Source organism: Desulfosediminicola flagellatus (genome assembly GCF_005116655.2).
In the GTDB taxonomy this organism is placed as follows: Bacteria; Desulfobacterota; Desulfobulbia; order Desulfobulbales; family Desulfocapsaceae; genus Desulfopila; species Desulfopila flagellata.
The window spans coordinates 1,276,920-1,300,448 of the sequence record NZ_CP050698.1 but is presented as its reverse complement, the minus strand read 5'-3'; the positions used below and the strand labels follow the sequence as shown (position 1 = coordinate 1,300,448).

At 42.7% G+C, this 23,529-nt stretch carries 21 protein-coding genes; 7 read left to right on the top strand and 14 right to left on the bottom strand.

The window, feature by feature from the left end; genetic code table 11:
- Nucleotides 1–29 precede the first annotated feature (29 nt).
- Together FCL46_RS05480 and FCL46_RS05475 are read left to right on the top strand one after the other, a co-directional pair.
- Nucleotides 30–677 (top strand): nitrite/sulfite reductase domain-containing protein, encoded by a 648-nt coding sequence (locus tag FCL46_RS05480; RefSeq protein ID WP_136805373.1) that lies wholly within the window; start codon nt 30–32, stop codon nt 675–677.
- A gap of 179 nt (nt 678–856) precedes the next feature.
- Complete coding sequence (locus FCL46_RS05475; protein WP_136805372.1) at nt 857–1,621, top strand: ATP-binding protein; 765 nt, start codon at nt 857–859, stop codon at nt 1,619–1,621.
- Nucleotides 1,622–1,842: 221 nt separating this feature from the next.
- On the opposite strand, the gene FCL46_RS05470 is transcribed toward FCL46_RS05475, so the two are convergent.
- Both FCL46_RS05470 and FCL46_RS05465 read right to left on the bottom strand, forming a co-directional pair.
- A complete protein-coding gene (locus FCL46_RS05470; RefSeq protein ID WP_136805371.1) occupies nt 1,843–2,511 on the bottom strand; it encodes a YkgJ family cysteine cluster protein in 669 nt (222 codons plus the stop codon).
- A 429-nt stretch (nt 2,512–2,940) separates the two neighbouring features.
- A complete protein-coding gene (locus tag FCL46_RS05465; RefSeq protein WP_136805370.1) occupies nt 2,941–3,423 on the bottom strand; it encodes a CreA family protein in 483 nt (160 codons plus the stop codon).
- 662 nt (nt 3,424–4,085) lie between these two features.
- Here FCL46_RS05465 and FCL46_RS05460 point away from each other — a divergent pair.
- The 5 genes from FCL46_RS05460 to FCL46_RS05440 all read left to right on the top strand — a co-directional run bounded on the left by FCL46_RS05460 (nt 4,086) and on the right by FCL46_RS05440 (nt 7,335).
- Entirely contained in the window at nt 4,086–4,337 is a 252-nt protein-coding gene (locus FCL46_RS05460) for a glutaredoxin family protein (RefSeq protein WP_167505737.1), read from the top strand.
- Between the two features lie 105 nt (nt 4,338–4,442).
- Nucleotides 4,443–5,285 (top strand): sodium:proton exchanger, encoded by an 843-nt coding sequence (locus tag FCL46_RS05455; protein ID WP_136805368.1) that lies wholly within the window; start codon nt 4,443–4,445, stop codon nt 5,283–5,285.
- Between the two features lie 160 nt (nt 5,286–5,445).
- The gene (locus FCL46_RS05450; RefSeq protein ID WP_136805367.1) at nt 5,446–6,192 is read left to right on the top strand and encodes a hypothetical protein; all 747 of its coding nucleotides are present in this window, start codon (nt 5,446–5,448) and stop codon (nt 6,190–6,192) included.
- Nucleotides 6,193–6,200: 8 nt separating this feature from the next.
- Nucleotides 6,201–6,809 carry a methyl-accepting chemotaxis protein gene (locus FCL46_RS05445; protein WP_136805366.1) on the top strand — a complete coding sequence of 203 codons (609 nt, stop codon included), beginning with the start codon at nt 6,201–6,203 and terminating at the stop codon, nt 6,807–6,809.
- Entirely contained in the window at nt 6,802–7,335 is a 534-nt protein-coding gene (locus tag FCL46_RS05440; RefSeq protein WP_136805365.1) for a hypothetical protein, read from the top strand. The genes FCL46_RS05445 and FCL46_RS05440 overlap by 8 nt, the downstream gene beginning before the upstream one ends.
- Before the next feature lie 104 nt (nt 7,336–7,439).
- On the opposite strand, the gene FCL46_RS05435 is transcribed toward FCL46_RS05440, so the two are convergent.
- From FCL46_RS05435 to FCL46_RS05380, 12 genes are all read right to left on the bottom strand, one after another.
- Entirely contained in the window at nt 7,440–9,773 is a 2,334-nt protein-coding gene (locus FCL46_RS05435; RefSeq protein WP_136805364.1) for an O-antigen ligase family protein, read from the bottom strand.
- Between the two features lie 323 nt (nt 9,774–10,096).
- Nucleotides 10,097–12,307, bottom strand: a complete 2,211-nt coding sequence (locus FCL46_RS05430) for a GumC family protein (protein ID WP_136805363.1) — start codon at nt 12,305–12,307, stop codon at nt 10,097–10,099.
- 123 nt (nt 12,308–12,430) lie between these two features.
- Nucleotides 12,431–13,219: a polysaccharide biosynthesis/export family protein gene (locus tag FCL46_RS05425; protein WP_228723332.1), complete on the bottom strand. Its 789-nt coding sequence runs from the start codon at nt 13,217–13,219 to the stop codon at nt 12,431–12,433.
- A gap of 98 nt (nt 13,220–13,317) precedes the next feature.
- Entirely contained in the window at nt 13,318–14,715 is a 1,398-nt protein-coding gene (locus tag FCL46_RS05420) for an outer membrane beta-barrel protein (RefSeq protein ID WP_136805362.1), read from the bottom strand.
- A 99-nt stretch (nt 14,716–14,814) separates the two neighbouring features.
- A complete protein-coding gene (locus FCL46_RS05415) occupies nt 14,815–15,249 on the bottom strand; it encodes a hypothetical protein (RefSeq protein WP_136805361.1) in 435 nt (144 codons plus the stop codon).
- 234 nt (nt 15,250–15,483) lie between these two features.
- Entirely contained in the window at nt 15,484–16,971 is a 1,488-nt protein-coding gene (locus FCL46_RS05410; protein WP_136805360.1) for a PilZ domain-containing protein, read from the bottom strand.
- A gap of 494 nt (nt 16,972–17,465) precedes the next feature.
- On the bottom strand, nt 17,466–18,593 hold the full coding sequence (locus FCL46_RS05405; RefSeq protein ID WP_136805359.1) for a nucleotidyltransferase domain-containing protein: 1,128 nt from the start codon (nt 18,591–18,593) through the stop codon (nt 17,466–17,468).
- Nucleotides 18,593–19,678: a DUF1972 domain-containing protein gene (locus FCL46_RS05400; protein ID WP_136805358.1), complete on the bottom strand. Its 1,086-nt coding sequence runs from the start codon at nt 19,676–19,678 to the stop codon at nt 18,593–18,595. Before FCL46_RS05400 ends, FCL46_RS05405 begins: the two co-directional genes overlap by 1 nt.
- Before the next feature lie 113 nt (nt 19,679–19,791).
- The gene (locus FCL46_RS28715; RefSeq protein ID WP_420811263.1) at nt 19,792–19,953 is read right to left on the bottom strand and encodes a DUF1972 domain-containing protein; all 162 of its coding nucleotides are present in this window, start codon (nt 19,951–19,953) and stop codon (nt 19,792–19,794) included.
- On the bottom strand, nt 19,943–21,040 hold the full coding sequence (locus FCL46_RS05390) for a glycosyltransferase family 4 protein (RefSeq protein ID WP_136805356.1): 1,098 nt from the start codon (nt 21,038–21,040) through the stop codon (nt 19,943–19,945). The genes FCL46_RS28715 and FCL46_RS05390 overlap by 11 nt, the downstream gene beginning before the upstream one ends.
- Nucleotides 21,041–21,108: 68 nt before the next feature.
- A complete protein-coding gene (locus FCL46_RS05385) occupies nt 21,109–22,164 on the bottom strand; it encodes a hypothetical protein (protein ID WP_136805355.1) in 1,056 nt (351 codons plus the stop codon).
- Nucleotides 22,161–23,411 (bottom strand): glycosyltransferase family 4 protein, encoded by a 1,251-nt coding sequence (locus tag FCL46_RS05380; protein ID WP_136805354.1) that lies wholly within the window; start codon nt 23,409–23,411, stop codon nt 22,161–22,163. Before FCL46_RS05380 ends, FCL46_RS05385 begins: the two co-directional genes overlap by 4 nt.
- Between the last annotated feature and the right edge of the window lie 118 nt (nt 23,412–23,529).

Below are 23,529 nucleotides of genomic sequence, written 5' to 3'. Positions count from 1 at the left end.
TCTCTTTCTACTCGTTACCAGAATTCACCATGCCCACTCGATCGTTTTCTACTGTTCCAGGTTTCCAGACCACCTCTTTTACCCCTCAGCAGCTTGAGCAGTTACTCATTGTGCTAAAAGCATATGATGTAGAGGAAATGAAGTTTACCTCCACGGGTCGCCTTAGTGTATTGGGTTTATCAAAAGAGACATGTACTCAGCTCGCCGCTGAACTCATTCCCCTCTTTCCGAAAAAGAAAACACACAAAGAATGGTTTACCTATATCCAGGCGTGCCCAGGGATGGACTCATGCAAATTCGGCGTACGAGATGGCGAGGCACTCGCAGCACAGATAGAAAAGATTGAACTCTCCGGCCCATTACGCGCAAAAATGAAAATCGGTATTGCGGGCTGCCAGATGTGCTGCACTGAACCCTATGTACGAGATCTTGGGATTCTCGCCGAACGTAAAGGCTGGAAACTTATCTTTGGTGGCAATGCGGGTGGCAGAGCCAGGATCGGCGATGTCATTGCTGAAGGTTTAACTGATGACCAGGTTGTTGAACTGATCCACAGGTGCCTTATCGTCTATCAGGATAACGCAGGAGCTAAAGTTCGCTCTGCCCGTTTTTTAGAATCATTTGGTGTGGATAGGTTTAAAAAGGCAGTTCTTTCAGAGCCTTTTCAAAAAAAATAGATGAAAAGTGATAAATAGTATCAGGACTTGACCCAGATCAAAGTTTTATTGCTAGTATCTGTTAGTATTGAATCATGATCATAAAGGACTGAACAGAACAATTTAGTCGGTCCAACTTAAGAAACAATTGATACAATGAAATAGTATCTCATATAGCATTTTGACCTGGGAGGTTTGATATGAAAAGTGTACGTAAAATAATAAAAATTGACGAAGAACTTTGTGACGGTTGTGGACAGTGCGTACCAGATTGTGCCGAAGGCTCATTGAAAATCATCGATGGCAAAGCAAAGCTTGTTGCAGATAACCTCTGTGATGGTCTCGGAGCCTGCCTTGGTGCCTGCCCTCAGGGTGCTTTACAGGTAATTGAGCGCGAAGCTGATGAGTTTGATGAAGAAGCGGTAGAAGAATATCTTGCAGAAGAAAAGAAAAAAGCAGAATCTGCACGTGCTCCAAAGACCATGGACTGCGGTTGTGCTTCAACCCATATCCAGTCGTTCAAACCGGTAAGCCCATGCCAGTCTGCCAATATGCCACAGGGACTGCCTTCAGCCGGCGCTGCAGGAACAGGTCTCAGCCACTGGCCTGTACAGATTCGTCTCGTTCCACCGACTGCACCATTCCTGCAGAATGCAGACCTGTTAATTGCAGCTGACTGTTCCGCAGTAGCAGCCCGTAATTTTCAGGAAAAATATCTTGATGGTAAAGCGGTAATGATGGGTTGCCCGAAATTTGACGATGCAGAGATGTACGTAGACAGATTTGCAGATATCCTGAAGAACTGTAACCTGCAATCAATCACCGTACTCATTATGGAAGTACCATGCTGTTCCGCCATGAATGTCATCGTTAAAAGGGCGATCGACAAATCAGGCGTCAGCATCGCAGTTGAGCAGATCACCCTCTCTGTAAAGGGTGAGGAAGTTGCTCGCAAATCTTGGTAGTTAACTGCAAGGACTAGGGTTAAAGGACTAAGGACTGAGTGTCGTTCTTAGTCCTTTAGTTTATACCAGGGAGATTAAGTTTCCAAGAGCATTGAGATCAGTGCAGTTGACACCTCTCTCCTCACGCCTTACACCTCACTTTTAATCTTAGTCCTCAGTCCTATCCCCTAAGTCCTGCCTTTTCTTCAGTCCCAAGTCCTTTCCCCTCAGTCCTGTTTTTTTCAGTCCTTGCTTTTAACCCAAAGTAATTCTATCCCTAAAGCAGACTCACGAACCTTAGCCCCCAACGGCTGTAAAAGCTGAAAAACCGGGCGGCCGAAGTAGAACAGTTCATGGCTCAGTTTGAGATCAAACTCCTTCACCACGCGTGTTCTAAAGCGAAGATCCTCGTTTGCAAGCTTTTGCAAATTGCGCTTCATTTTATCTGACATATCAGCTGCAAGAGATGAAATCTCTTCCAGCTCTGGACATGGATATAAGCGATCATGCTCACTAATAATTGATCGTAGCGGGTCTTCTTCTGTGAGTATATCTAATCGAGCCAGGTTATCTTTTCCGATCATATCGAGGAGGTCTTCAGGATCCCAGCATTTCAAAACACCGCATGCCTGTGGTCGAAAATCGTAAATAGTGCAACTGTTTTCCTGGGAATCATAATAGCAGCAGTTCCATTCCCGACCTGTGCCCTTCAGCTTTACCAGTTCATTATCTATTGCAGAAACTTTCCCGAAAACCGGATTATGGGCCAGCTCACCTTTACGGAGAGTGATTAATGCACTTAAAGGAATCCGTCCTGAAGTGATCAATTCCAAATCAGGACCATGCAGGGCAGGACCACCTTCGTTACAACATTTACCACAACGCCTGCAGCTATCTTGTTTAACACTCATCGATTCCTCATTTCGCAGGCATTACAACCTCTAGCCGGCATTGCTGGTCACAAACTCAACCATTTGATTTCATATTGAAAAAATGAAAATCTCAAATAACAGAGTGTTTTTCATTTGAAATCAAAAAACTATTAATGAGAAATCCGGGGCAGGAGCCAGTCGGACTGAGTATTTTCAGCTCAAATCAAGCAAATCGAACTATTGCTTGAAAAATAAAGATAGCTATACAGCTAACATCGGAATCTTCGCGTATTCGCAAACAGTAATTTCTTGACAATACCGCCAAGTTGAGAGGAAAAGATTCGGCCTGACAGGCTCCCAGCACCATCAAACCGCTATGAATTCTTTATTACTTTATGCAGTACTTCAAACAGATTAATGGGCAGACAGTTCGAGCTATCTGCCCCTCATACCTCACGCCCCTACCCCTTATTTCCAATCCAAAATCGGAATTGCCGAGATACTGTTTTTAGGCGATCCTTCGATAATTTTATTCGAATAAGTGAGATAGACGAGGCAATTGCGCTTCTTATCATAAAACCTTACCACTTGCATCGTCTTAAACAGGATGGATGTAGATTTCCTGAAAACCTGCGTACCATCGTCCTTTCCTGAGCGTACACTTTCAGGCAGTACTATCTTTCCCGTTTGTCTACATGCCAGGGATGCATCTGATTTATCTTCAGCAAGACCTATTGTTCCACTAATCCCACCTGTTTTTGCACGACTGAGATAGCATGTTGCACCATCGATATCCGGGTCATCAAATGCTTCTATAACAATCTTATCATTAGCTCCGAGCATTTTGAATTTCGTCCGTACTTCTCCTATTTCTTCAGCATGTACTGCAAATACAGGGAGTAACAATCCACAAATGGCAAATACTGCTCCTACTTGGCAAACCTTTTTCATCCAGTTTCTACATGTATACATTTTTTTCCTTGAGCCTATGTTTATTATTTCTGCTGTTGCCTGTTTCAAATATAGTTATAGTAACCTTTTCGTAACTATTCAGCAGGCCCCCACCTGCCCCCGATCAAGGACGCTTCGCATAGGCATACTATAGCCAATCGTCCCGCTTGAGGCCATCTTGAGCACTGCTAAACAGTTACGGCCTACAAAAAAAGGACACGTATGAAGTCTTGACTGAATAGTTACACTTTTTCAACCATTATTGAATTATCGTACTCCTAATTATTATTCAAAATCATCGGTAAACACCACCTATAGCAAAGAAGCCAGTCTACAGTTGAAGTAGCAGGTTGAATGGTTTACCCTGCATTAATAATTTTCTGATATTTTCTGAAACTCAGTAAGTCCAGTCTAGAGGTAGACAGTGAGGATGGACTTGATACTATCCTGATCTGATATCATGTGATAATATGAGTGTAATATTTAGTTATAATGACGATTTACCCCGAATTGAGATGGAATCGATTATTAGTGTCGTTTCCGCCTCACACCTTACACCTCACGCCTCACATTTCGAAGCTGAGATTTAAGGGTAAGCAAAAAACATTTTCTTTCAAACTCTACCTGCCACTATCAATAACCCGAAAAGACCAATGTGCTGTATGAAAATCACACTTTATAAATCCGCTCTCTGCCCCCGCTGTCATTTTGCCCGTAAATCGCTTAATGAACTTCTAGCCGACAGAGATGATATCGAGTTGGAAGTAGTTGACATCCTGACATCTCCCGCACGCACCCTGCGTGACGGTGTTAAACTTATTCCAGCCATTAAAGCTGGCGATAAGAAGCTGAGCGGTGTGTATCTTAATAAAAATGACATTGCCATCTTCCTTGAAGATGCCGCTCGCGGTTAAGACATTCAGCAATCGTGTATATTGTAAACATTTGTCTATAATCAAAACACACGATTTTGAACTAACGAGCACTTTACCCCATACTCTACGACTAAAATACTAATTGTGAAACAGATACTCATCGACTCTATCGGACTTCTCGACCTGCTGGTCTGGATTCTTGTAATTCTCTTCTTCTGCGGAAGCAGCCTGATATTTGGCGGCAATCTGCAGTATTCGTTTATCGGTGCTGCCGGTGTAATTATCGAAATGCTTCTGATCGGTATGGCCATTGAGCTAATCATAGAATGTTTGAAAAACACCAAAGGCATAGGCACAATCACCGGGTTTATCACCAATGGCCCAGAAGCACTCTGCCTTATTGTCGGGCTTCTGGTGGGCGATATTATCTTTGCCGCATCAACGCCGCTTGGATCAAACTTCATGAACCCTATTCTTCTCTTTGCAGCTACCCTCTACTGCAGACAGGTGGCTCAAACAATTCGTACAAATCCACGCTATACAATCACCACTGTCACCGGTACCGCAATACTTGCCGCAAGCTTTTTTACATTGGACTCCAGTCACTACTTTTACTGGATTTTAGGTGCCATGGGATTCAGCCTGCTCATGTTCGTTAAACGCCCTCACGAAGCGGATGGCTATTCGCTGGAAGAACACACGATTAATCCGAGAATCTGGTTGTTACCTGCTGTGGTCATACTCACCGTGACCGGATATTTTCTTGATAGCGTAGTAAGCTTTGCTGCGGTCCACTCACAGGCTCCCAAAGGTGTTATCGGATTCCTTGTGCTTGCAACCCTCACCAGCTGGCCTGAATTTAAATCGTGTATCGCACTGCTTTCCCGAAGGAAACATCTGGCAGCGATTTTAAATATCACCGTCTCAAACATTACTAATATCTGGCTTGCCGCAGCGGGTGTAGCCACATACCTATTAACGCATTGATCTTTTGTTGCAGGCTGAGGGACGCAAAACCCATCTCCCTTGCATTACTACAGTGTTTCGCGATATTCTAAGAGTGTAATATGGTAAACGTATTTGAACAATCGGCTCAGAACAGGCAATCTCAGCCAATGATTAAACTTCAAGCCAGCCACATGAGTAAATGAAGTACTTACTCACTATAGCCGCAATAGCCTGTGCTCTGACTATTATCACCGTCTATTTTCTTTGGCCTGAAAAACAACAACCAGCCTCTACAATTGCAGTTACAGTCAATGGACATGCATTAAGCAAAAAATCCATCGATGAAGAGGGAGAAAAGCACGGCTACCATAGCGAAGACCTATCAGCGAAGCTCAACTCGGTGATAACACGGGAGCTCCTTATTCAGGAGGCACAGCGATTAAAAATCGATCAGGAGCAAAGTTTTAGAACCTCACTGAAAGATTTTTATGAACAATCTCTTATTAAGACGTTGATGGATCGTAAATACAACGAAATCGGCCTGTCCATCAATGAAGCAGAGATTGACCATTACCTATCATTATTTGGCAAAAAAGTTACGTTTACCCGCCTTACCGTCTCTTCCGAGCCACCGTATAGCCTCACCTCGGAAGAGGGATTGCAGAATGAAGTAGTATTTGACGATTTAGCAGAATCACTACAGCCGATTCTTGCCGGATTGACACCAGGCTCACACACCATAAAGTTTGATACAGGCAGCGAGAGATATGCCATCAGGCTTGACGAGATCAAGGATATTACCGGTATTACAGACGTTACTACCAACCAGGTTCCGCAACGCGATCATATACAGAAAATTCTGGAAGAATACAAACGTCAACAACAGATAACAGCTTGGCTGAATGAACTAAGAGACAACGCATCAATAACTATTCATAGCGAGTAATTCTACTTATGGGAAAGGGATATACACGTAGAAAACGCAATTTTCTGATTAAAAAAGATTTTCAGGGCAAGCTTATTCTCAGCACCTTTCTTTTTGTATCCGGCGGATGTTTTCTGTTTATTGTGCTGCTCAGTTATTTTTCCGCTGACACATTGACTATCTCATATTCAAAGAACGGCCTTGAATTCGGGCAGACCCCTATAATGTTGCTCAAACAGATCCTGACGGCAAACTGGATTCTGATTGTCATCGGCGGCACCTTCCTGGTTATCGCGTCAATGATGCTATCACATCGGATCGCAGGGCCATTATTTCGATTTGAAAAAGCATTAGACAGTATGAATGCAGGGCTGCTTGATGATACAATACGATTACGCGGTAAAGATGAGGGGAAAGAACTGGCCACCAAGATCAACCATTTCAACCTGCAATTATCGCAAAATTTACGGATTATAGACAGAAGTTCTGAAGCACTTGAAGCACTTATAGAACAAACCTCTACGCTTAATCTATCAAAGAAAGAACAGGAACAGCTCGCCAGCCTTTGCTGGTCGATGCAGGAGCAAAACAGGAAGGTGCGCAGAGTTTGCAGCAGCTTCCAACTGATTAATGAATAAATGGTGCATAACCATAACACTGCTGTTATCGCTGCTTTTCACTTTTCCGATTGACTTACTGGCGCAGGGAAAGAGCAGATATGTAACGCTTAAATACAGCGACAAAAGTGTCTTACGTCAATTTAACAGTCAACTTATATTATCTCGTAACCTTCGCTACTACCTCAAGAAAAAAGAAATTACTACTATAGAAGATGAGGTTCTGGCCAAACTCGACATTCTGATTGAAAAAGCAGAGGTCGTCCTCGACATGTTCCCTTCCAACCTCCATATAACAGTGGTGCTGTTGGAGTCACGCAAAGATGTGTCAACAGTCTATACCCAAAGATATGGAAAGAAGGCAGACCACATCGCCTATTACTCACTCACTGAAGACACCATCTACATTTCTGTTGCTGATACCAAACTTCGGGTCATAGCCCATGAAATCGGCCATGCAATAGTTGATCATTACTTTAAGGTGCGACCACCATATAATATCCACGAACTTATGGCCCAGTTTACCGAAAAGCATATTACAGACTAGGACTAAGGTAATAGGACTTAGGACTAAGTGTCGTTCTAACTTAGTCCTCTAACCTCAGTCCTCAGTCCTAGTCGTTAGTCCTGTTTTTCACTTAGTCCTATCTTTTAATACGAATCAAGTTCCCCCATCCTACGCAACCGATTCCTGGCAGCCTTATAACGTGGATCAAGAATCAGAGCTTGTTGATACTCTTCTTTTGCACGGTAGCTGATGCCCTCTTTTTGGTAATAATCGCCGAGGAGTAAATGAAATGGTGCATAGTCAGGTAGTGCTTCTATTCCCTGACGTAAAATGACAAGGGCTTTGGCAGACTGGCCTCTTTTATCGTAATACTGGATTAACTGACTGAACCAACCGGGATTAATTGTCGTTTCGTTAGGAATAAACTCAAGAGCTGTTTTGCGATAGTACTCAGAACCATCAACATCACCTGACTTCTCAAGATAAGCACCGTAATTTATCCAAGCAGAAACCGTCTCAGGCAAGACTGAAGCAATTTCCTGTTGAGTGAGAGGATGTTTCTCGAACAGGGAAGACCACTCCATAAGCAGTCCCGACGATAACTGTAATCTCTCGTTTATTACCTTCAGTGCTTTTTGGCGTTCTCCTTTCCAAAACAAGTGTTTTATGTACCGGAGTGCAAGATCATCTTTATTGAGAGCTCGCTTATATCCTTCTTCGATAAGCCAATCTGATTCTTCATTATACGTAAGAAACCCAAGCCACTGAAGTGAGGTTCCTTCCATTGGGTTTTTCCGTATCGCTTCTGTAAAATGGTCTCTTGCCTCATTGAGATTTCCGTTATCCCACGCGAGAGTTCCTAACTCATGAGCATAGAGAACCTCAAGGGGATCGAATTTTTGAGCAGTTACAATTGATTCCCGAAGAGCCTTAGTCTCATCCTCATTACGTTCATCATTACTACTTAGCCGACTCATCGTGGAATATATTGTACCAGCTTTCATTACTCCAAACTGGTTTATTGTCGCTATGCAGCCGAAGATAAAAACAGCAACGAAGGCATACTTATTAAGCGACAGAGGCTTCTTCTTAAGCAGCGTTCCTTCACCGCTATAATCAATTTTCAGGTTAACAACTGAGACTAAAAAGCCACAAACAAAAAAGAAATAGAGACCAATAGCACCATTATGCATGTTGAAATCCGTCACACTATGCATAAGGACAGCGATTAAACCTGTTAAAGCACCAATTCCAAGTAATACTGCATACAGGTTCCTTCTAGCTCTAATCATCATGAACCCATGCTTGAACACTGCCAGGACAAACCAGGCAGCCAGACTAAAGCCGACAATACCGCCGTCTGTCAGCAACTCTATATAGTCATTATGGGCGTGATCAAAGAGGAAATTACTATAGAATGATTTGAATGAAGGAAAAACGTCTACAAAGGTTCCGAACCCACTTCCAAATGGCAAATATGCCTTAATAACCGTGTAGGAATCTGCCCAGATATCCAATCTGGTATCCGAAAGTTGCCCGGTTGTATTAACTGTTTTGTTAAATTCAGCAAACACAGTATCCCAGCCAAACCACGAAACAGCAACCACTACACAGCCAATTACCACCCAGACGCCAATTTTCCCAGGATGAGAACGACGACTATGGTGCAACACAATAAAGACAAATATGGAACATATCAGTGTTAATATTCCACCACGGCAGAGGCTTATAAACACTGAAAGTGACATTGTGACAGCGGCAAGTCCCACCAAGAGATGCAGATTAGCCCCAGGCATGGTGAAAAAGTCTAAAATTTTCGTTCTGACAGTTGCATCGCGCTTTACTCTAGGCTTGTAATAAATAAAAACGGCTAAAGCTAAAGGTATCACCAATTCCATAAAGCCGGCATACTGATTGGGATTAACCCATGGCCCAAACGGCGATGCATTTAAGGGAACTGATCTAAACCAATATATTAGATCAGGCGAACCAACTCGTTGAATGATTGCCAGCACAGCAATAGCAGTCGCGAGAAAAATCACAAAATTTACAACTTTTCTCAATTGCCGGGGACTGCTTAATAGCTGAACGGTAACAACATAAAAAAGAGCATAGCATGAAATACGCAACAGCTCCTGCACAGTCGCTTTCTGATAGACTGTTAGAGGAATCCATTGGTCGGGAGAGGTAATTCCCGGCAAATATGCCGTATACATCTCAGGTGAGAGGAACTTAACAATCTCCTGCGGCAGCGGGATGAGTTGAAACATCATGTACAATATGAGTAGTACAAGAGGTAAAATCCCCGGCATCTGACGTATATTCTCCTTGAAAAACCACATAGAGAGAAAAAAGAACACGCCACAAACAGCAGTAGCCACCTCAACTATCGAGATAGACCATAACTCTGTTGTCCCAAAGGCTAAGGGAGCAAAAAGCAGAACAAAAAGATAAAGCCAATACGAGCAGGTTTTCATACCAAATTATGTCCCCAACAAAAAAGGGCCGACCACTATAGCGATTTAATAGTAGTCGGCCCAAACATTCATATTATCTAAATACTATTCTATGCTTAATATCAAACCCCAGCATAGAAGGTAAGTTGCAAGGATTATAGTTACTTTCCAAAGTGTACCATACTATATCATGCAGATACTATCGCCTATCCATCACTCCGAACCCAATACCTCAGTCCTAAAACCCAAGCCCAAAGCCCTCCCCCCCTCACCCCTCAGTCCTCAACCCTCAGCCCTAAAACCTCAGTCCTCAGTCCTCAGCCCTAAAACCTTAGTCCTAGCCTTTAATCCTCTTTAGAATAATAAGTGGAATACCCATAATAATAATTACTTGCATCATGACTCTTCATACCGTTCAAGACGAACCCGAGAAAATTGGCTTTAACATCGTGTAATTTTTTCATGCCGCTCTCAAGAACTTCGTTGGTGGTTCTTCCCGCACGAACCACCACTATCGTGCCATCAACGAATTGGCTAAGAGCGAGGCTGTCTGTAACACTTTCAACAGGCGGGGAGTCAAGCAAAACAAAATCAAACTTCTCAGACATTTGCTCAATAAGCATCTTCATTCTTCTCGAACTAAGAAGTTCAGCTGGAGCTGGCGGAATCGGGCCGGAAGGAATAATTGACATCTCCTCCCCTGGAATTCTTAGGGTAATATTGTCCTCAGTAGTACCTGAGAGAAATGAACTCAGACCTATCTCACTCGTAATACCAAAGACTTTATTCAGTCGTGGACGCCTGAGATCGCAATCAATGATAAGAACACTATTGCCACCCTGTACCAACATACGACCAATATTAGCGGAGGTTGAAGTCTTACCTTCTTTTGCACCCATACTGGTTATCAGCATCGTCTTCGGCGGGTGCTCAGCGGAAGAGAGAAGAAGGCCGGATCGTATAAGACGATAACTCTCAGCTAGAGGTGACAGAGGATGTTGTGTGATATACGATTCTATCTTATCAATCTTGCCTGAAATTTCCTGAATTGTACCTAGAACGGAAACACCATACTTATCTTCAAGATAACGTGCATCTTTGACGGTGTTATCCAGATATTCGATAAAGAACGCAAAACCAATACCGCTAAAAATCCCCAATATTGCGCCCATGAGCAAACTTCTCCGCTTATTTGGCTTAGACGGAGATCCAGGCATCTCAGCCTTTTTGATTACCCATATTTTAACACTCGATGAATCTTTTGTGACACTCTCTTTATTGATGTTGTTTTGCAGGGTGTCATACATAACCCTGTTACTATCAACCTCACGCTTCATTATCTGATACTGCATGAACTTTTCATTTGAGTCCAGCATCTCAGACTTGGTTGAAGACAACAATTCATTCAGGTTACTTTCCTTGGAAACTGCAAGCTCGTAAGAATTGGTGATTGATGAGATAACACGTTCTATCTCATATTTTTTCTCTTTATTAAGGATGCGTATTTCATCTTTGGCCTTTATCATCCGTGGATGCTTATGACCATATTTTTTTGAGAGTTCCTGTATCGTTTGTTCGGCTTTATAAATTCTCTCACGAATTGATTTTAAGACTTCATTGGTCGCAAGCGTCGGTATATTTTCAAGACGTTCGAGATTACCTCCGGCAGCAGTAATCTGACTCAGCAGTTCCTGCAATTCCTTCTTCTGTGCTTCGGCTTTAGATATCTGCCCACCAAACTCTGAAAGTCTTTGAGGAAGAACAGTGAGTCTATCCTCAACTGTTACAAGATCATTTTCACGCATGAACTGCTGAAGATTCTTCTCAGCGTGTTCTAACTTTGCACGCTCTTCATTAGCTTTCTCAGTCATCCACTTTACAGAGTAGCTACTTGTGCTAAGTTTTATCTCAAGTATCTCATCCATATATGCTTTAACAACAGCATCCGCAATCAATCTGGCAATGGCCGGATCTTTGTTACTATAAGAAATAACGACAATTGTAGTATTCTTTTTCGTGGCAACACTCAGTCCCCCCTGAATAATGCCAGCAATGATCTCTTTATCATTTTTAGGGGCTAATTCAGGAACTTTGGAATCAACAGATATACTCGACTCATTTTCCGGTTCACTTGAAAATTTTTCAAGTACTGGTTTTAAAGTTGCTTTTACGGAAGATTTGAAGCCTGCAAAGAATGATGTTTCAGTTCTTTCACTGAAAAAATAATGGCGATAATGCGTGGCAAGCTGCAAATTTTCTACTACTTTTAAAGCAACATTTGCGCTTTTGATGATCTCAATTTGCGTATCAATAAAGCCGGGATCCCATCTGCTGAATTGATTTTCCAGCCCTTTACTCCCATAATTTTTTTCAACTAACACCTGAGACGATGCGGTATAAATCGGCACAGTCGTGTATGTCTTCAAAACTACAGCTATGAAAACAATACACATGATCGTAAGTACGATATATTTTCGTTTTGTAACAATGCGGAGATAAGCACGCAGGTCTATTTCCTGCTCTTCGAATTCTTGAGGATCGTAGTCTTTATACATAACTGATTTTGAGAGTATATTAGTTCAGGGATTAGTAACAGCTACCAGCAGAGGCGAAACTGAGTTGCAGTCGAGCATCTCATAATTCACATATACATAGTGACATAGCGACAACTCAGCCTGTTAAAAGAAGCTTTCAGGCACCACAACAACATCATTGTCAAGCAGTCGTGTATACAGATCTATATTCTTAAAAACCTTTTTTTCGTTCTCAATGATTCGAACAATAGAAAGACCTGATTTAGAAGCTTTCCCTGTAAAACCACCAGCTAAGGCTACCAGTTTCAGTACTGTCAAATCATCACCGCAGGCATAGGTACCGGGTTGTTCAACCTCACCGGTTATAAAACACATTCCAGCTTTTGAGATAAAAACAGTGTCACCGTCCATCACCTGAACATTCTGTGACAAATCACCCTGTTCGATGAGTGCAACCAGATCGACCACAACAATGTTCTTTTTGCCCTGCTCAGCTTGTCGCTGGATTGTTGCTGTATCACCGGCATCTTTCTCCAACCCACCGGCCTTGGAAACGAGTTCTAAAAAGTTTGTTGGTCCACTTAGCTCAATCAATCCCGGTGAACGAACATTTCCTAGTACAACCGCTTTTTTGCTCCTAAACTCTTCAACAAACACATTAACCTGGGGATTAACCAGATATCCATCCGCCAACAGGCCTGTTATTTTATCAGTGATTTTATTTACTGTTAATCCATCAACTTTCACTTGCCCGAGAAGTGGCATAACTACTGTACCGGCTGTCGAAACACGTACTTTTGTTCCGAGATCACTATTATCATAGACAGTAATAGACAAAACATCTCCGGCACCAACATGATAATCGTTAGCGTAGGAAACTGAAGCACAGAGACCAAAAAGCACTATGCATAAATGAGTAATAATTGTTTTCACTTGGTCCCCCCCTGGAACATATATCCGCAAAAAAAAACCTCTCCATGCCAAAAAAACACGGAGAGGATACCGCAATAAAACATTGTAATAGTTACATACTACATTGCCATATTAAGGCTCAGGTAGAATGTGTTTGTCTGAAAATCGTAATCGTCATCCGAAGAATCACGCTTATCAAACGAGTATGCCAATTCTGCCATAAGCCACTCTTTGAAAAGATACTGAACGGCTGGTCTAACAAAATACATGTCCTCGTCTCTCGCTAAACCAGCTAACTGGGTATAATCAGCATTTTCATATACAAAGTCACAGGTAAAACCAATCTTTTCATTGATCTCCTGGCTGTAGCCGAGCTGTGCACCAAGCACAACTTTCTCTGATGCGTCAATACTGTCTGATTCTTCTATCTTTCGGTATACGTCAAGACTGAGATCTGTTTTTTCTGTTATTCGATATATTGTCTGCAAATCAAGGGCAAATGCCTCAGAATCTGAGTATCCACCACCTGTAACGTCAAATTCCTTACTCTGCAGACCGGCTTTCAGCATGAATGACAGTTTTTCGGTTGTATTCCAGGTAACACCACCATAAACGTAATCCTGGCTATTATCATTAGCACTTGCAGAATCATATTCTACGTCGATATGACTGTACTGCAGAAACAGGGATGTTTTACTGGTCAAATTATAATACCCGTAAATATCGAATGCGTTGTCAGTACGTTCAAGAAAACTATTCAGATCCTGGTCATAATTCAGCAGGAAGTTTGAATAGTCGGCCTTGAAGGTGATCTTTTCGGTCAAGTCCCAATCGGCTGTCGCCATAAAGAGGTTAGTATTGTACTCCCTCAGGTCGTCTTCCGTGGCACCGCCAGCTCCAAATCCATCGTGACCGGTCTCATAACGATCAAGTATCTGCAAAGACAATCCACTCGCCATATTATAACGAGCTAACCCTTCGAAGAAATAGTCCTCAGAATCAAGATCAGAGTCTTCTGAGTAACGATTAATATCGAGTCCAGCATGTGCAACGACCTGGTAACGATCTGTGCCGCCGTAGTCTTCTATCTGCTGAGCCAGGCCACCGGAAGATGAATTATTGGGGCTGATAGTTACAGGGATATCCTTTTTACGAGGAAGTGAAGCCCATACACCAGTAGATATTCGATAAAGAGAACTGCTGATCTCATTGCTATTAACATTGAAAAGGTTGTCGGTATATGCACCCTCGACTGACAAATAGGGATGAGCATAGCCGCCTTGCGTTCCAAAAAGCTGGTCAGCATCAGTAGTACCGGATTCTTCAGGCAGCAAAGAGACATTTCCGTTTCCACTTTGTCCCATTGGTACATCTTTTTGCGCAGTGGTGCTTCCGGCACTGTTTGAAGCGACCACTATCATTTCATCCATTCGTATAGTTGTTGTTTTTTGCGCAAAAACCTGAGCGGGAAAACTCACAAGCAAAACCATCCCGGCACTTAATATTGTATAGTTCATCTTTATCTCATCTAAAAAAGTAATATTGCAGCTTTAAAATAATGTTTATCCAGTTATTATCAGCCTTAGGAAAATGATTTCCAGCTCTCTTACGCCGTCTTATGAACCCGGAGTGTATGGGCTGGCATTGGGGTTCCCGTTTCTTCTTCTTTTAGAAAAGGATGGTCCCTTTTGTTGCGCTTCAGTATACGGTTGAGGATCTTCCAACTTATCTAAACACTCAGCAACACTCTTTTCATATCCAGCTTCTACAATCATTTCAGACACATTATATTCAGCTGCAACAGACCGTACTTCTTCGCCTTTGATCCCCGCACAATATAAAGCTTTGATGAGGTTTTGAGGATTGAGCCCTTCCAGGTTTAAACCAGTATCCATAATTTCTGCAGTCGGTATCTCTGCCTTTACTGCCTCATCAACAGTGGCCTCTATACCTTTTGCCTTTACATCTTCTTCAAATTTTTCAAGGGTCGCAGCAAAAGCTACGCCAGCTGTAAGCCCTATAACAACTAATAAAGTAACAATCCGTTTCATTAAATCCCCCTTATGTTATTCACAACAACTCTAATGGTAACGTATAAACAAACGCCATATTTCAAATAATATATCTTCGTTTAATTCGATCTGATTTAGAGAAAAAGACTTCATATAGTCAATCTGTCGTCCTTATTAAACAGCAACACACTACTAGAACACAAACACACTCTATATCCTCTAACAATCACAATTCGCAAGACATAAAACGAGACTTACTGTTTTTTTACATCTTCAGGCATGCGCTTCCTGAACCCTCACACCACCTCTCTCTCCGTATTTTTTGAGAAATTCGTACAGTATGGCCTCAGATTCTGGTCCTAACGTTCTGAACCGAAATCCATGATAGTATGATCCTTCATGTTCGGAACACCAGAGATGCTCTACATCAACCGGCAGTTGCCTGGCAGTTTCATCCGCAGGAAGTGTAATGAACAAGTTGGCATCATCCGCTCCCAGGCAGTCAATTGCGTCAATCCTTGCCATACATCCGGTTAATGAGATATTTAACACCTGGCCATTTACTGCCGTTTCAAGATAATCGGTTTGGTAAGCCATTTTCAAATTCACGTTATGTCGTCGTGCCTTCCTGAATATGCCAAAAATATCAAATGAACCAAAAATCAATCGCAACACAAAACTTGTAGAGATCTTGTCTCGTCGTTTTTTCCTGACTTTCAAGCTATATCTAAAAACGCCCATTATATAGAATGAAGAAGCCAGGTAGACAAGAAAACACACGCAAAACGCGCTGAACAACCAGGCGTCTGAGACATTGAGTACAGGGCCAAGTAAGCTAAGACAACCCATCAGCACACTGAGCCCCAAAATAACCCTAACTGCACCATCCCTACCCATCCCATAACGTAGGAAAATATGATGAACATGATATTTGTCAGCTACAAAAGGGCTCTTTCCATGAAGAATGCGTTTCAGCATCACAATGATAGTATCAGTAATTGGAAGGGCCAGTACTAACAGGACTGTAATAGGACTCACCGCGCTTGATTCTCCCTGAGTGAGACTGAGCGCCATAAATGACAACGAAAACCCCAGACAAAGACTGCCGGCATCACCCATAAACAGCACTGATGGATACCAATTAAACCACAGAAACCCTAAAATAGAACCAGCAAGAGCCAAATTAAGCAACATGAGGTTGCTCTCTCCAGCAAACGATGCGTGAATGGCGAAGAAAATAAACGCAATAAAAGAAATTCCGCCAGCTAACCCGTCAAGTCCGTCAATCAAATTGACAGCATTAATAACTCCAACTACGCAGAAGACAGTAACGAGCCAGATTACAATATCACCACCGGGAATGTTGATTACACCAAAACCAAAAATATCACCAAAAGAGTTTAAGGAAATTTGACTGAAATGAATCAGAACTATCACAGCAACAACTTGTGCCAGGAACTTTTGCCGATGCCCAATCTCTTTAAAATCATCAAGAAAGCCAACAAGAAGCAAAACAGCCAGACCAAGGAAATACCCACGTAATCCCATGATAGGAATAAACAATAGACTGGTAAAAATAGTAGCAGTCACCATCCCAATCCCACCAACAAGAGGTCTCGGCAGACTATGCACTTTGCGGTGATTTGGATGATCGAGCAACCCAACTCGCTCAGCAATACGTGACAGCTTTGGTAACAAAAATATAGCGCTGAAAAATGCTACAAGAAATACTAGGATTATACGTAATTCAAAAGAAATCATTCTGATAGCCCCTGACTATGAACATTAACATTTATTTGCAGGGATTAATTACCACAGAAGTACAAATTTTAATATGGGTATTTATACCTAAAACAACCAAAAAAAACTTTTAAATTCCGGAAACCTAACCATCACCATACAAGCAATTTCTATTTTTTATTGTCATTATGACACATCAACATATTTAATAAATTCTAATCCTTGTACTTCAATCTCCAGCACACCGATCCTCCTACCTCTCTCACTCCATTGAAAAATTAATTTTCTATATTCTATTTTTGATTTATTCGTTAGAAGGTTTAATATAACAAGGCTGGTAAGTTCACAAAAAATCAATTGGACGTTGCTGTGCTAAAACATGTTAACTGATGGATGAAAAGATGAGGTTTTTTAGGCGCTTACGAATAAAAATGCGCAGATATTTTCGGGTAATCCTTTTTAATATCACGATGTATTGTCGGGTTTGCCCCAAGACACTCAAAGTAAAGCCCTACCTACTTACGCCTAAGTAACATCAATAATGGATTGAATATCATATAGATGTACACAGTTTTTGATTTCGAATTCAAGCCATATCGGAGTCGAATTTCAGACTTTGATGCAAATACCCTAGGAAGAATGCATCTGATGAGAATTTTGGGAGGTAATGACAAACAAGTGAAACATAGCATAGCAAAGTGCGGCTTACTGCTCTCAGAAAAGTTTTGTTCTAATATCAAGTTACGCAGAATCGAGTATCCCCACACTTTTGTATTACCAAGCTGGGCTGGCACCGGTGTACCAAACTGTTCATGTGCAAATTGAAGCGAAAACACAACCAATCGTTTCATACCAAACAAGTCTGCATACCAGAACAATTTATCCCAATCCAGATGCGTCGATTGCGTTATAAACGCAGATAGATGCATCCAGAATTTTAGGGGTGAAAATTGATGATCAAAAAGTCGAAAAATGAGATAGAGAAGATACTTCTCTGGAGCAAGCTCTATTATCTCTCGCCCCTCATACGTCCTCTTAGTCACTCCTTCCCACCAAAAGTCTTTAGGGGAATTAAAATATCTCTTCACCAAAGTCCAATGCAGCTCAAGACAAGCCGCTTTTTTTCGGTAGATCAAATGGTAGTGTGAAAAGAGAAGATCGGCTTCTTCAATCTCTTCAATAGCATTATATCCATATCCATTAAGCATCGAACATATGGTAGATAACTGTTCTTCTGGAACGAGTAAATCGATATCACTGGAAGGGTATGAACCTAAGTCACCAAACAACTTTTCTGCATCTACTACACCTTTTAATGGGATTACATCAATTTCGTGCGCATTAAAAGCATCTAGCACCTCAAGCAATTCTGCAAGTTGAGCTAAGTTACTCAATGCAGTCTGCCGATATCTGCTCCTTAGGATTTCTGCTGTCTCAGCAGGTAAAAAAGTAGATTTATGAATCCGCAGGTAGACCAAACCTGCAAGCCCATTCCTGTCTACCAGGTCGACAAATTTTTCATAATCGACCTCTTTTAACTGTAAAAAATTATGCTTTGATGGGGAATCTTCAAAACCACTAATCGGTTGACGAAGAATATGCAGTAGCAACTTCGCTTCGATACTTACTTCATCTTGAGTCATTAAGAACCTGTCAGAATATCTGCATATTGTTGTGTGATTTTTCGCCAGCTATATCTGGACATTGCTATTTTTTTCATTGCCACTCGTATTTCATCAAATTGTTCCTGCCCATTATTTACAATATCGATCAAATCACCTGGTGTAGTAAAATATACTGCCTGATTTACAGTGGTTTCTCGATTGTAACCTACATCAAAAGCTGCAATAGGGAGACCAAGACACATAGCCTCAACCAGAGATGGATTTGTACCTCCAGCGCTGTGCCCATGGACATAAAGAGCTGCGTTTCCGCGAAGCTGATCGAGTTTGCCTTGATCATAAATCGGATCACAAAGCTGGATATTCTGAATCCCCGAAAATTTCTTAACTAAGGATTTACCATATACACTGTTACCAAAGTTCCCAACCATGAGCAGAGGAAACGACACTTGGGAAAATGCCTCAAGAATAGTATGAATATTGTTTTCCGGCTCTATCCTACAGACAGTGAAGGCGTAAGGCTGCTGAGATAAGGGATAGGCTTCCTTCATCTCCTGACCTAGAGGCAACTTTCCAACATGGTCTCCACCGTACTCTATCAAAGTACTCTCTACACCATATTCCTGGTTCACATAATCTTGAATTGCCTTGTTATCTATGATTACTTGGTCAGAATATTGAACAGCTAACTTTTCTGAAAACTTGAGAAACCATTTAGCCAGCCTGTTCCACTTTGCTCGTTTCCATTCCAAGCCATCAATATTGACGACGATTTTTTTTTTACTGATGCACCTGATTACTGGCAAAGCGATACAGCCTGATACACCTAAAATCAAAAGTGTATCAGCAAACCGTAGGGCTTTAAACATTGAAACAATGTCGTAAACTATGCTTTGAACTCCATTGGCATCGAAGTCTATATAGATTAATTTGGCATTATTATGGTTATGATGTTTTTCATTATAGCTTTTTGAACTGCAGAATACAGTCAGATCCAAAGAACTTCCTAAATGTTTTGTCAGGTATTCGGTCAGTGTTTCAAACCCACCATATTTTGCAGGGATACCTACGGTACCGATAATCGCAATTTTTTTGTCTTCTTTCATGCTAAACTCAAGTTCCTCATATGCTTCTTACCTACCACATCAATAATCTCATAGAATATGACCAGCATTTTCAGCAATCCAAATATCCTATTAATCATTGTTTCATAGCTCCCTCAATAACACCATATTTTGCTATTATAGTTTTTAGAACTACAAAACACAGTCAGATCTAAAGATTCGCCAAGATGCTTGGTGACATATTCAGTCAGTGTTTCAAAGCCACCGTAATTCGCCGGCACTCCAGCCGTGCCGATAATTGCCACATTATTTTTCATCATTGGTCAGCAGTCTGTTTATTAACAATTCAGCGGAACGATGCCATGAGAACCGGCTCGTTATCTGACGCTCAATCTCACGATGAGGATAATCACACTCCAACGTGAGGAGGATTAAACGTTTCATCTCCCCCTGGACAGTAGGATCAAATAAATAGTCTGAGAAAAAAGAAAAATCGGACATTGCTGTTTGATTTGAACAGATCACTTTTGCACCGCACACAGCCGCCTCCAGCGGAGGAATCCCAAACCCTTCCGCCTCAGAAGGGTACACGAATAATGAGCAATTTGAATACAACCAAGCGACAGTCTCATTGCTCGCAACCCTATCATACATTTTAAAATAGCGACGCTCATCCGCCGACAAAGACTCGACCTCATCAACGAACTCCGGATATTCCACATAAAGCTTACCAACGATAACCAGGTAATACCCCTGATCTGCCAAGCCTAGCTCCCGCCAAGTTCGCAATAAATCCAACTGTCTTTTTCGAGGCTCAATTCTGCTTACTAATAAAATGAATTTTTTAGACTTAAGCTCGCTCACACAATTCCCATCAGCATTTCTCACCATATTCACAGCATTAGGGGTGATCACAATATCCTTTCGGGGGATCCTAAAATGCTTTTCTATCGCATCAGCAGAATATCCAGAGACAGTGCAAATGATGTCAGACCGGAGAGCTGACAAATAAAACAAAATCCTGTTTTTCACCCGATACTTCCAAGGAAACAGTTTGGGATGATCAACAAACAGCAAATCATGAATCGTATTGATCACTTTACAGGAAACAAATGGCGAGCAGATATACTGAAAATGAACATAATCTATGGCATTATCTTTAACAACACGTGGAATTTCATATAACAACCGCAAAAACTTATTTTTCTTTTCATATTTATAAAAAGAAAACGGGACATCTCCCATAAGCTCCTCAGTCCGCGTACGACTTGCTGCAGCGAGCATAATTTCAAAACGGTCATCTTTAGCTATTTCCCGATACAGACCAACTAAATAAGTAACGGTTCCCTGTGGCAATTCATCAAACACATGAGCATCTACAAAAATAGAAATTGGCCTATCCATCCATCATCTCCATAAAACCATCCCAAGCGAACCCGCCCGTCTATGCCCCTAAAGATAAATCAAATAGCTTAGGGCCAAGTCCGAGACGAACAACAGGCATCAAAAAGGGCAGCATACCTATCAGCCGTCTGATCATCGCCCCGTGCCCGCCAAAACAGCACGCGATTGATCAGATAAGCAAAGATAAAAAATTCAACCGGCACCGACAGGCCAAGGGCTTTGGAATACCGCACCAATGCCTGCTGAACAGGCTCGCCAAACAAAATGGCCTGCACCGCTTCAGTCGATTGATAATTAATGATCGGATCAATGAAATAATTCAACAGGTCCTCACACGGCAGACCATCATTGATGGTTTCCTCAAAATCAAAAATCAACGGTTTCGAAAACGGTAACACATTCCATGGTTTAAAATCCCGATGGACCAAACCGAGCGGCAGACGCTCATCCCCATACGTAGAGGAAAAATGATCAAATAAAGCGTCCAACACGGCATGTGATGCCCACCCACCCCGTTCACAAGCCTCGCGCAATGCTGACACATACGCACCGAACAGGACATCCTTGCTCCCTCCCTGGCTGACAAAAAACTCAGCCAGAACAGCAGACCAATCAATGGAATCGCCGACCGGGGCAGGTGGCAGCGAATCATGACTCATCGCAAAATGACAATAGGATCCATGATCCTCAAAGCTCTCCAGCCTCGAAATGGAAAACAGGCGCGGTTGCCCGGCGAATCCGCGATAAACAAGAGCCTCGTTGCTAACGCCGGCATAACTTCCACCAAAAGCCACCTTTTCGAAGCAGCGACCGTGCCGATGAATAATGACCTTATCGCGCGTCGGCGCAACATGAACCGAACAATGCCCATCCAGCTCAAACGCAATCTGTTCGTCCGGCAACGCCCCTAAATAGTTCGAAACATCTTTGCCCGTCCACAAAGGGGTCAGCCGCAGCTTCCCCAAAAGCAACAGCACCACAAAGAGCGCCGACTTCATCACCTTGCCTTTAAGGGTAAGCGCCTTATAAAACTTCAGCGACTCCCGGATACCACTCAGACTTCCCGCATTAAAGACATAGGTTGCCCCATTGCGGCCGTGGAGCATAAAAAATTGTTTTGTCACGACTGCCCGCGCTCCGCCAAGGCCTGATGAATCAGTTCAGTAATCTGCCGGCCCTTTTCTTCCCAGGTAAACTGCCCGCCGCGCTCAGCGGCCAATGCACCCTTTTTATCACGCAACGCCTTATCCGTTAACGCCAACATCGATTCCGACAATTGCTGAACCACGGCATCACGCCGCCCCAGTGGAATGACAACACCATACTCATTGGAGAAATAGCGGGTATATCCACCCGTATCGATGCAGATCAACGGTTTCGCGAAACTCAAGCTATCAAAAGCAGTCGTCACCGCCCCCTCTTTGAGAGCCGGGTTCACCACGACATCGCACGCATGCATATATTCATAATATTCCTGCATACTCACCTGCCCGCGCAGAAAAAACTTTTCCTGCAGACCATGCTCCGCGATCAATCGCTCCAAACGCGCCTGGTCAGGCCCTTTGCCCAAAAGATCCACCTGCAAATCAGGTTGGTGTTTCAGCGCCTTTGCAAGCGCATCAATAAGCAGATCAAACCCGCGCCACGCATCCAAGCGGCCCACCGCCAGATAACGGACCTTGCGCGAATCACCCTGCCCCTTTTGAGCATGCTGGGCAACATCCAGTCGTTCCACCGCCACATCCGTGCAGACCGTTGCCTTCGCCTGATCCCGAACCGGCAAACTCCGCAACGTGCGCTCCGTTTTGCACAAAATCAGATCGGCCTGACGGCACCGTTGCCGAAATCCTACATTGAAAGGCAACGCATATTTTGCCAGGCGCCGCACCGCCTCAATCACACGGCTTCGCCGATCATAAAACCTCGAATATTCCAGCGGAATCGTGTCCCCCACGCTCGTCGGTCCCCAGACAAAAAACTGACTGCGCCCATATCGACTCACCGGCCACAATGCATTGCCATAGGTCAGCAGGTGAAACACCTTAATCTGATTCTGCTGCATGCAGCGTTTAACCATCCCATTCGTCAAATGCTGCCACAGCACATAATAAGTCCGAACTCCGCGCAGCCCTTTCTTCCAGAAGCGCAGCGCAGGAGGCAGATCAAAATAGAGAAACGTCGGAGGATTCTCCAACGGATTTTCTTTCAGCCAATGTTCAATGTTCTGCTGATTACTCTTCCGGGTGAGCACCCACAGCTCGAAATACTTCGACAGCTCCAGCACCCAGTGCCAACCCACGCCGATCTCAGAACCGAGGTTGGGCTCGCAGGCATAGGCGGATATAAAAATCTTTTGTCTACTGTAATTCATTGTACCTAAACACTGATTAATGTTATTAAGCCGGTCGTTGATTACCCGAAATTAAAATGTACTTTGCCCATAGGTTCCTAAAGAATGATTTAACCTTTTCAGGGAGTCTTGGTAGAGA

What these genes read in the sequence shown, in the direction of transcription:
- FCL46_RS05440 (WP_136805365.1), top strand. Translation starts at nt 6,802, where the DNA reads ATGAATAAATGGTGCATAACCATAACACTGCTGTTATCGCTGCTTTTC.
- FCL46_RS05470 (WP_136805371.1), bottom strand. Translation starts at nt 2,511, where the DNA reads ATGAGTGTTAAACAAGATAGCTGCAGGCGTTGTGGTAAATGTTGTAAC.
- FCL46_RS05410 (WP_136805360.1), bottom strand. Translation starts at nt 16,971, where the DNA reads ATGATTTCTTTTGAATTACGTATAATCCTAGTATTTCTTGTAGCATTT.
- FCL46_RS05420 (WP_136805362.1), bottom strand. Translation starts at nt 14,715, where the DNA reads ATGAACTATACAATATTAAGTGCCGGGATGGTTTTGCTTGTGAGTTTT.
- FCL46_RS05480 (WP_136805373.1), top strand. Translation starts at nt 30, where the DNA reads ATGCCCACTCGATCGTTTTCTACTGTTCCAGGTTTCCAGACCACCTCT.
- FCL46_RS05475 (WP_136805372.1), top strand. Translation starts at nt 857, where the DNA reads ATGAAAAGTGTACGTAAAATAATAAAAATTGACGAAGAACTTTGTGAC.
- FCL46_RS05380 (WP_136805354.1), bottom strand. Translation starts at nt 23,411, where the DNA reads ATGAATTACAGTAGACAAAAGATTTTTATATCCGCCTATGCCTGCGAG.
- FCL46_RS05445 (WP_136805366.1), top strand. Translation starts at nt 6,201, where the DNA reads ATGGGAAAGGGATATACACGTAGAAAACGCAATTTTCTGATTAAAAAA.
- FCL46_RS05465 (WP_136805370.1), bottom strand. Translation starts at nt 3,423, where the DNA reads ATGAAAAAGGTTTGCCAAGTAGGAGCAGTATTTGCCATTTGTGGATTG.
- FCL46_RS05405 (WP_136805359.1), bottom strand. Translation starts at nt 18,593, where the DNA reads ATGACTCAAGATGAAGTAAGTATCGAAGCGAAGTTGCTACTGCATATT.
- FCL46_RS05415 (WP_136805361.1), bottom strand. Translation starts at nt 15,249, where the DNA reads ATGAAACGGATTGTTACTTTATTAGTTGTTATAGGGCTTACAGCTGGC.
- FCL46_RS28715 (WP_420811263.1), bottom strand. Translation starts at nt 19,953, where the DNA reads ATGAAAAATAATGTGGCAATTATCGGCACGGCTGGAGTGCCGGCGAAT.
- FCL46_RS05460 (WP_167505737.1), top strand. Translation starts at nt 4,086, where the DNA reads ATGAAAATCACACTTTATAAATCCGCTCTCTGCCCCCGCTGTCATTTT.
- FCL46_RS05390 (WP_136805356.1), bottom strand. Translation starts at nt 21,040, where the DNA reads ATGGATAGGCCAATTTCTATTTTTGTAGATGCTCATGTGTTTGATGAA.
- FCL46_RS05450 (WP_136805367.1), top strand. Translation starts at nt 5,446, where the DNA reads ATGAAGTACTTACTCACTATAGCCGCAATAGCCTGTGCTCTGACTATT.
- FCL46_RS05400 (WP_136805358.1), bottom strand. Translation starts at nt 19,678, where the DNA reads ATGAAAGAAGACAAAAAAATTGCGATTATCGGTACCGTAGGTATCCCT.
- FCL46_RS05430 (WP_136805363.1), bottom strand. Translation starts at nt 12,307, where the DNA reads ATGTATAAAGACTACGATCCTCAAGAATTCGAAGAGCAGGAAATAGAC.
- FCL46_RS05435 (WP_136805364.1), bottom strand. Translation starts at nt 9,773, where the DNA reads ATGAAAACCTGCTCGTATTGGCTTTATCTTTTTGTTCTGCTTTTTGCT.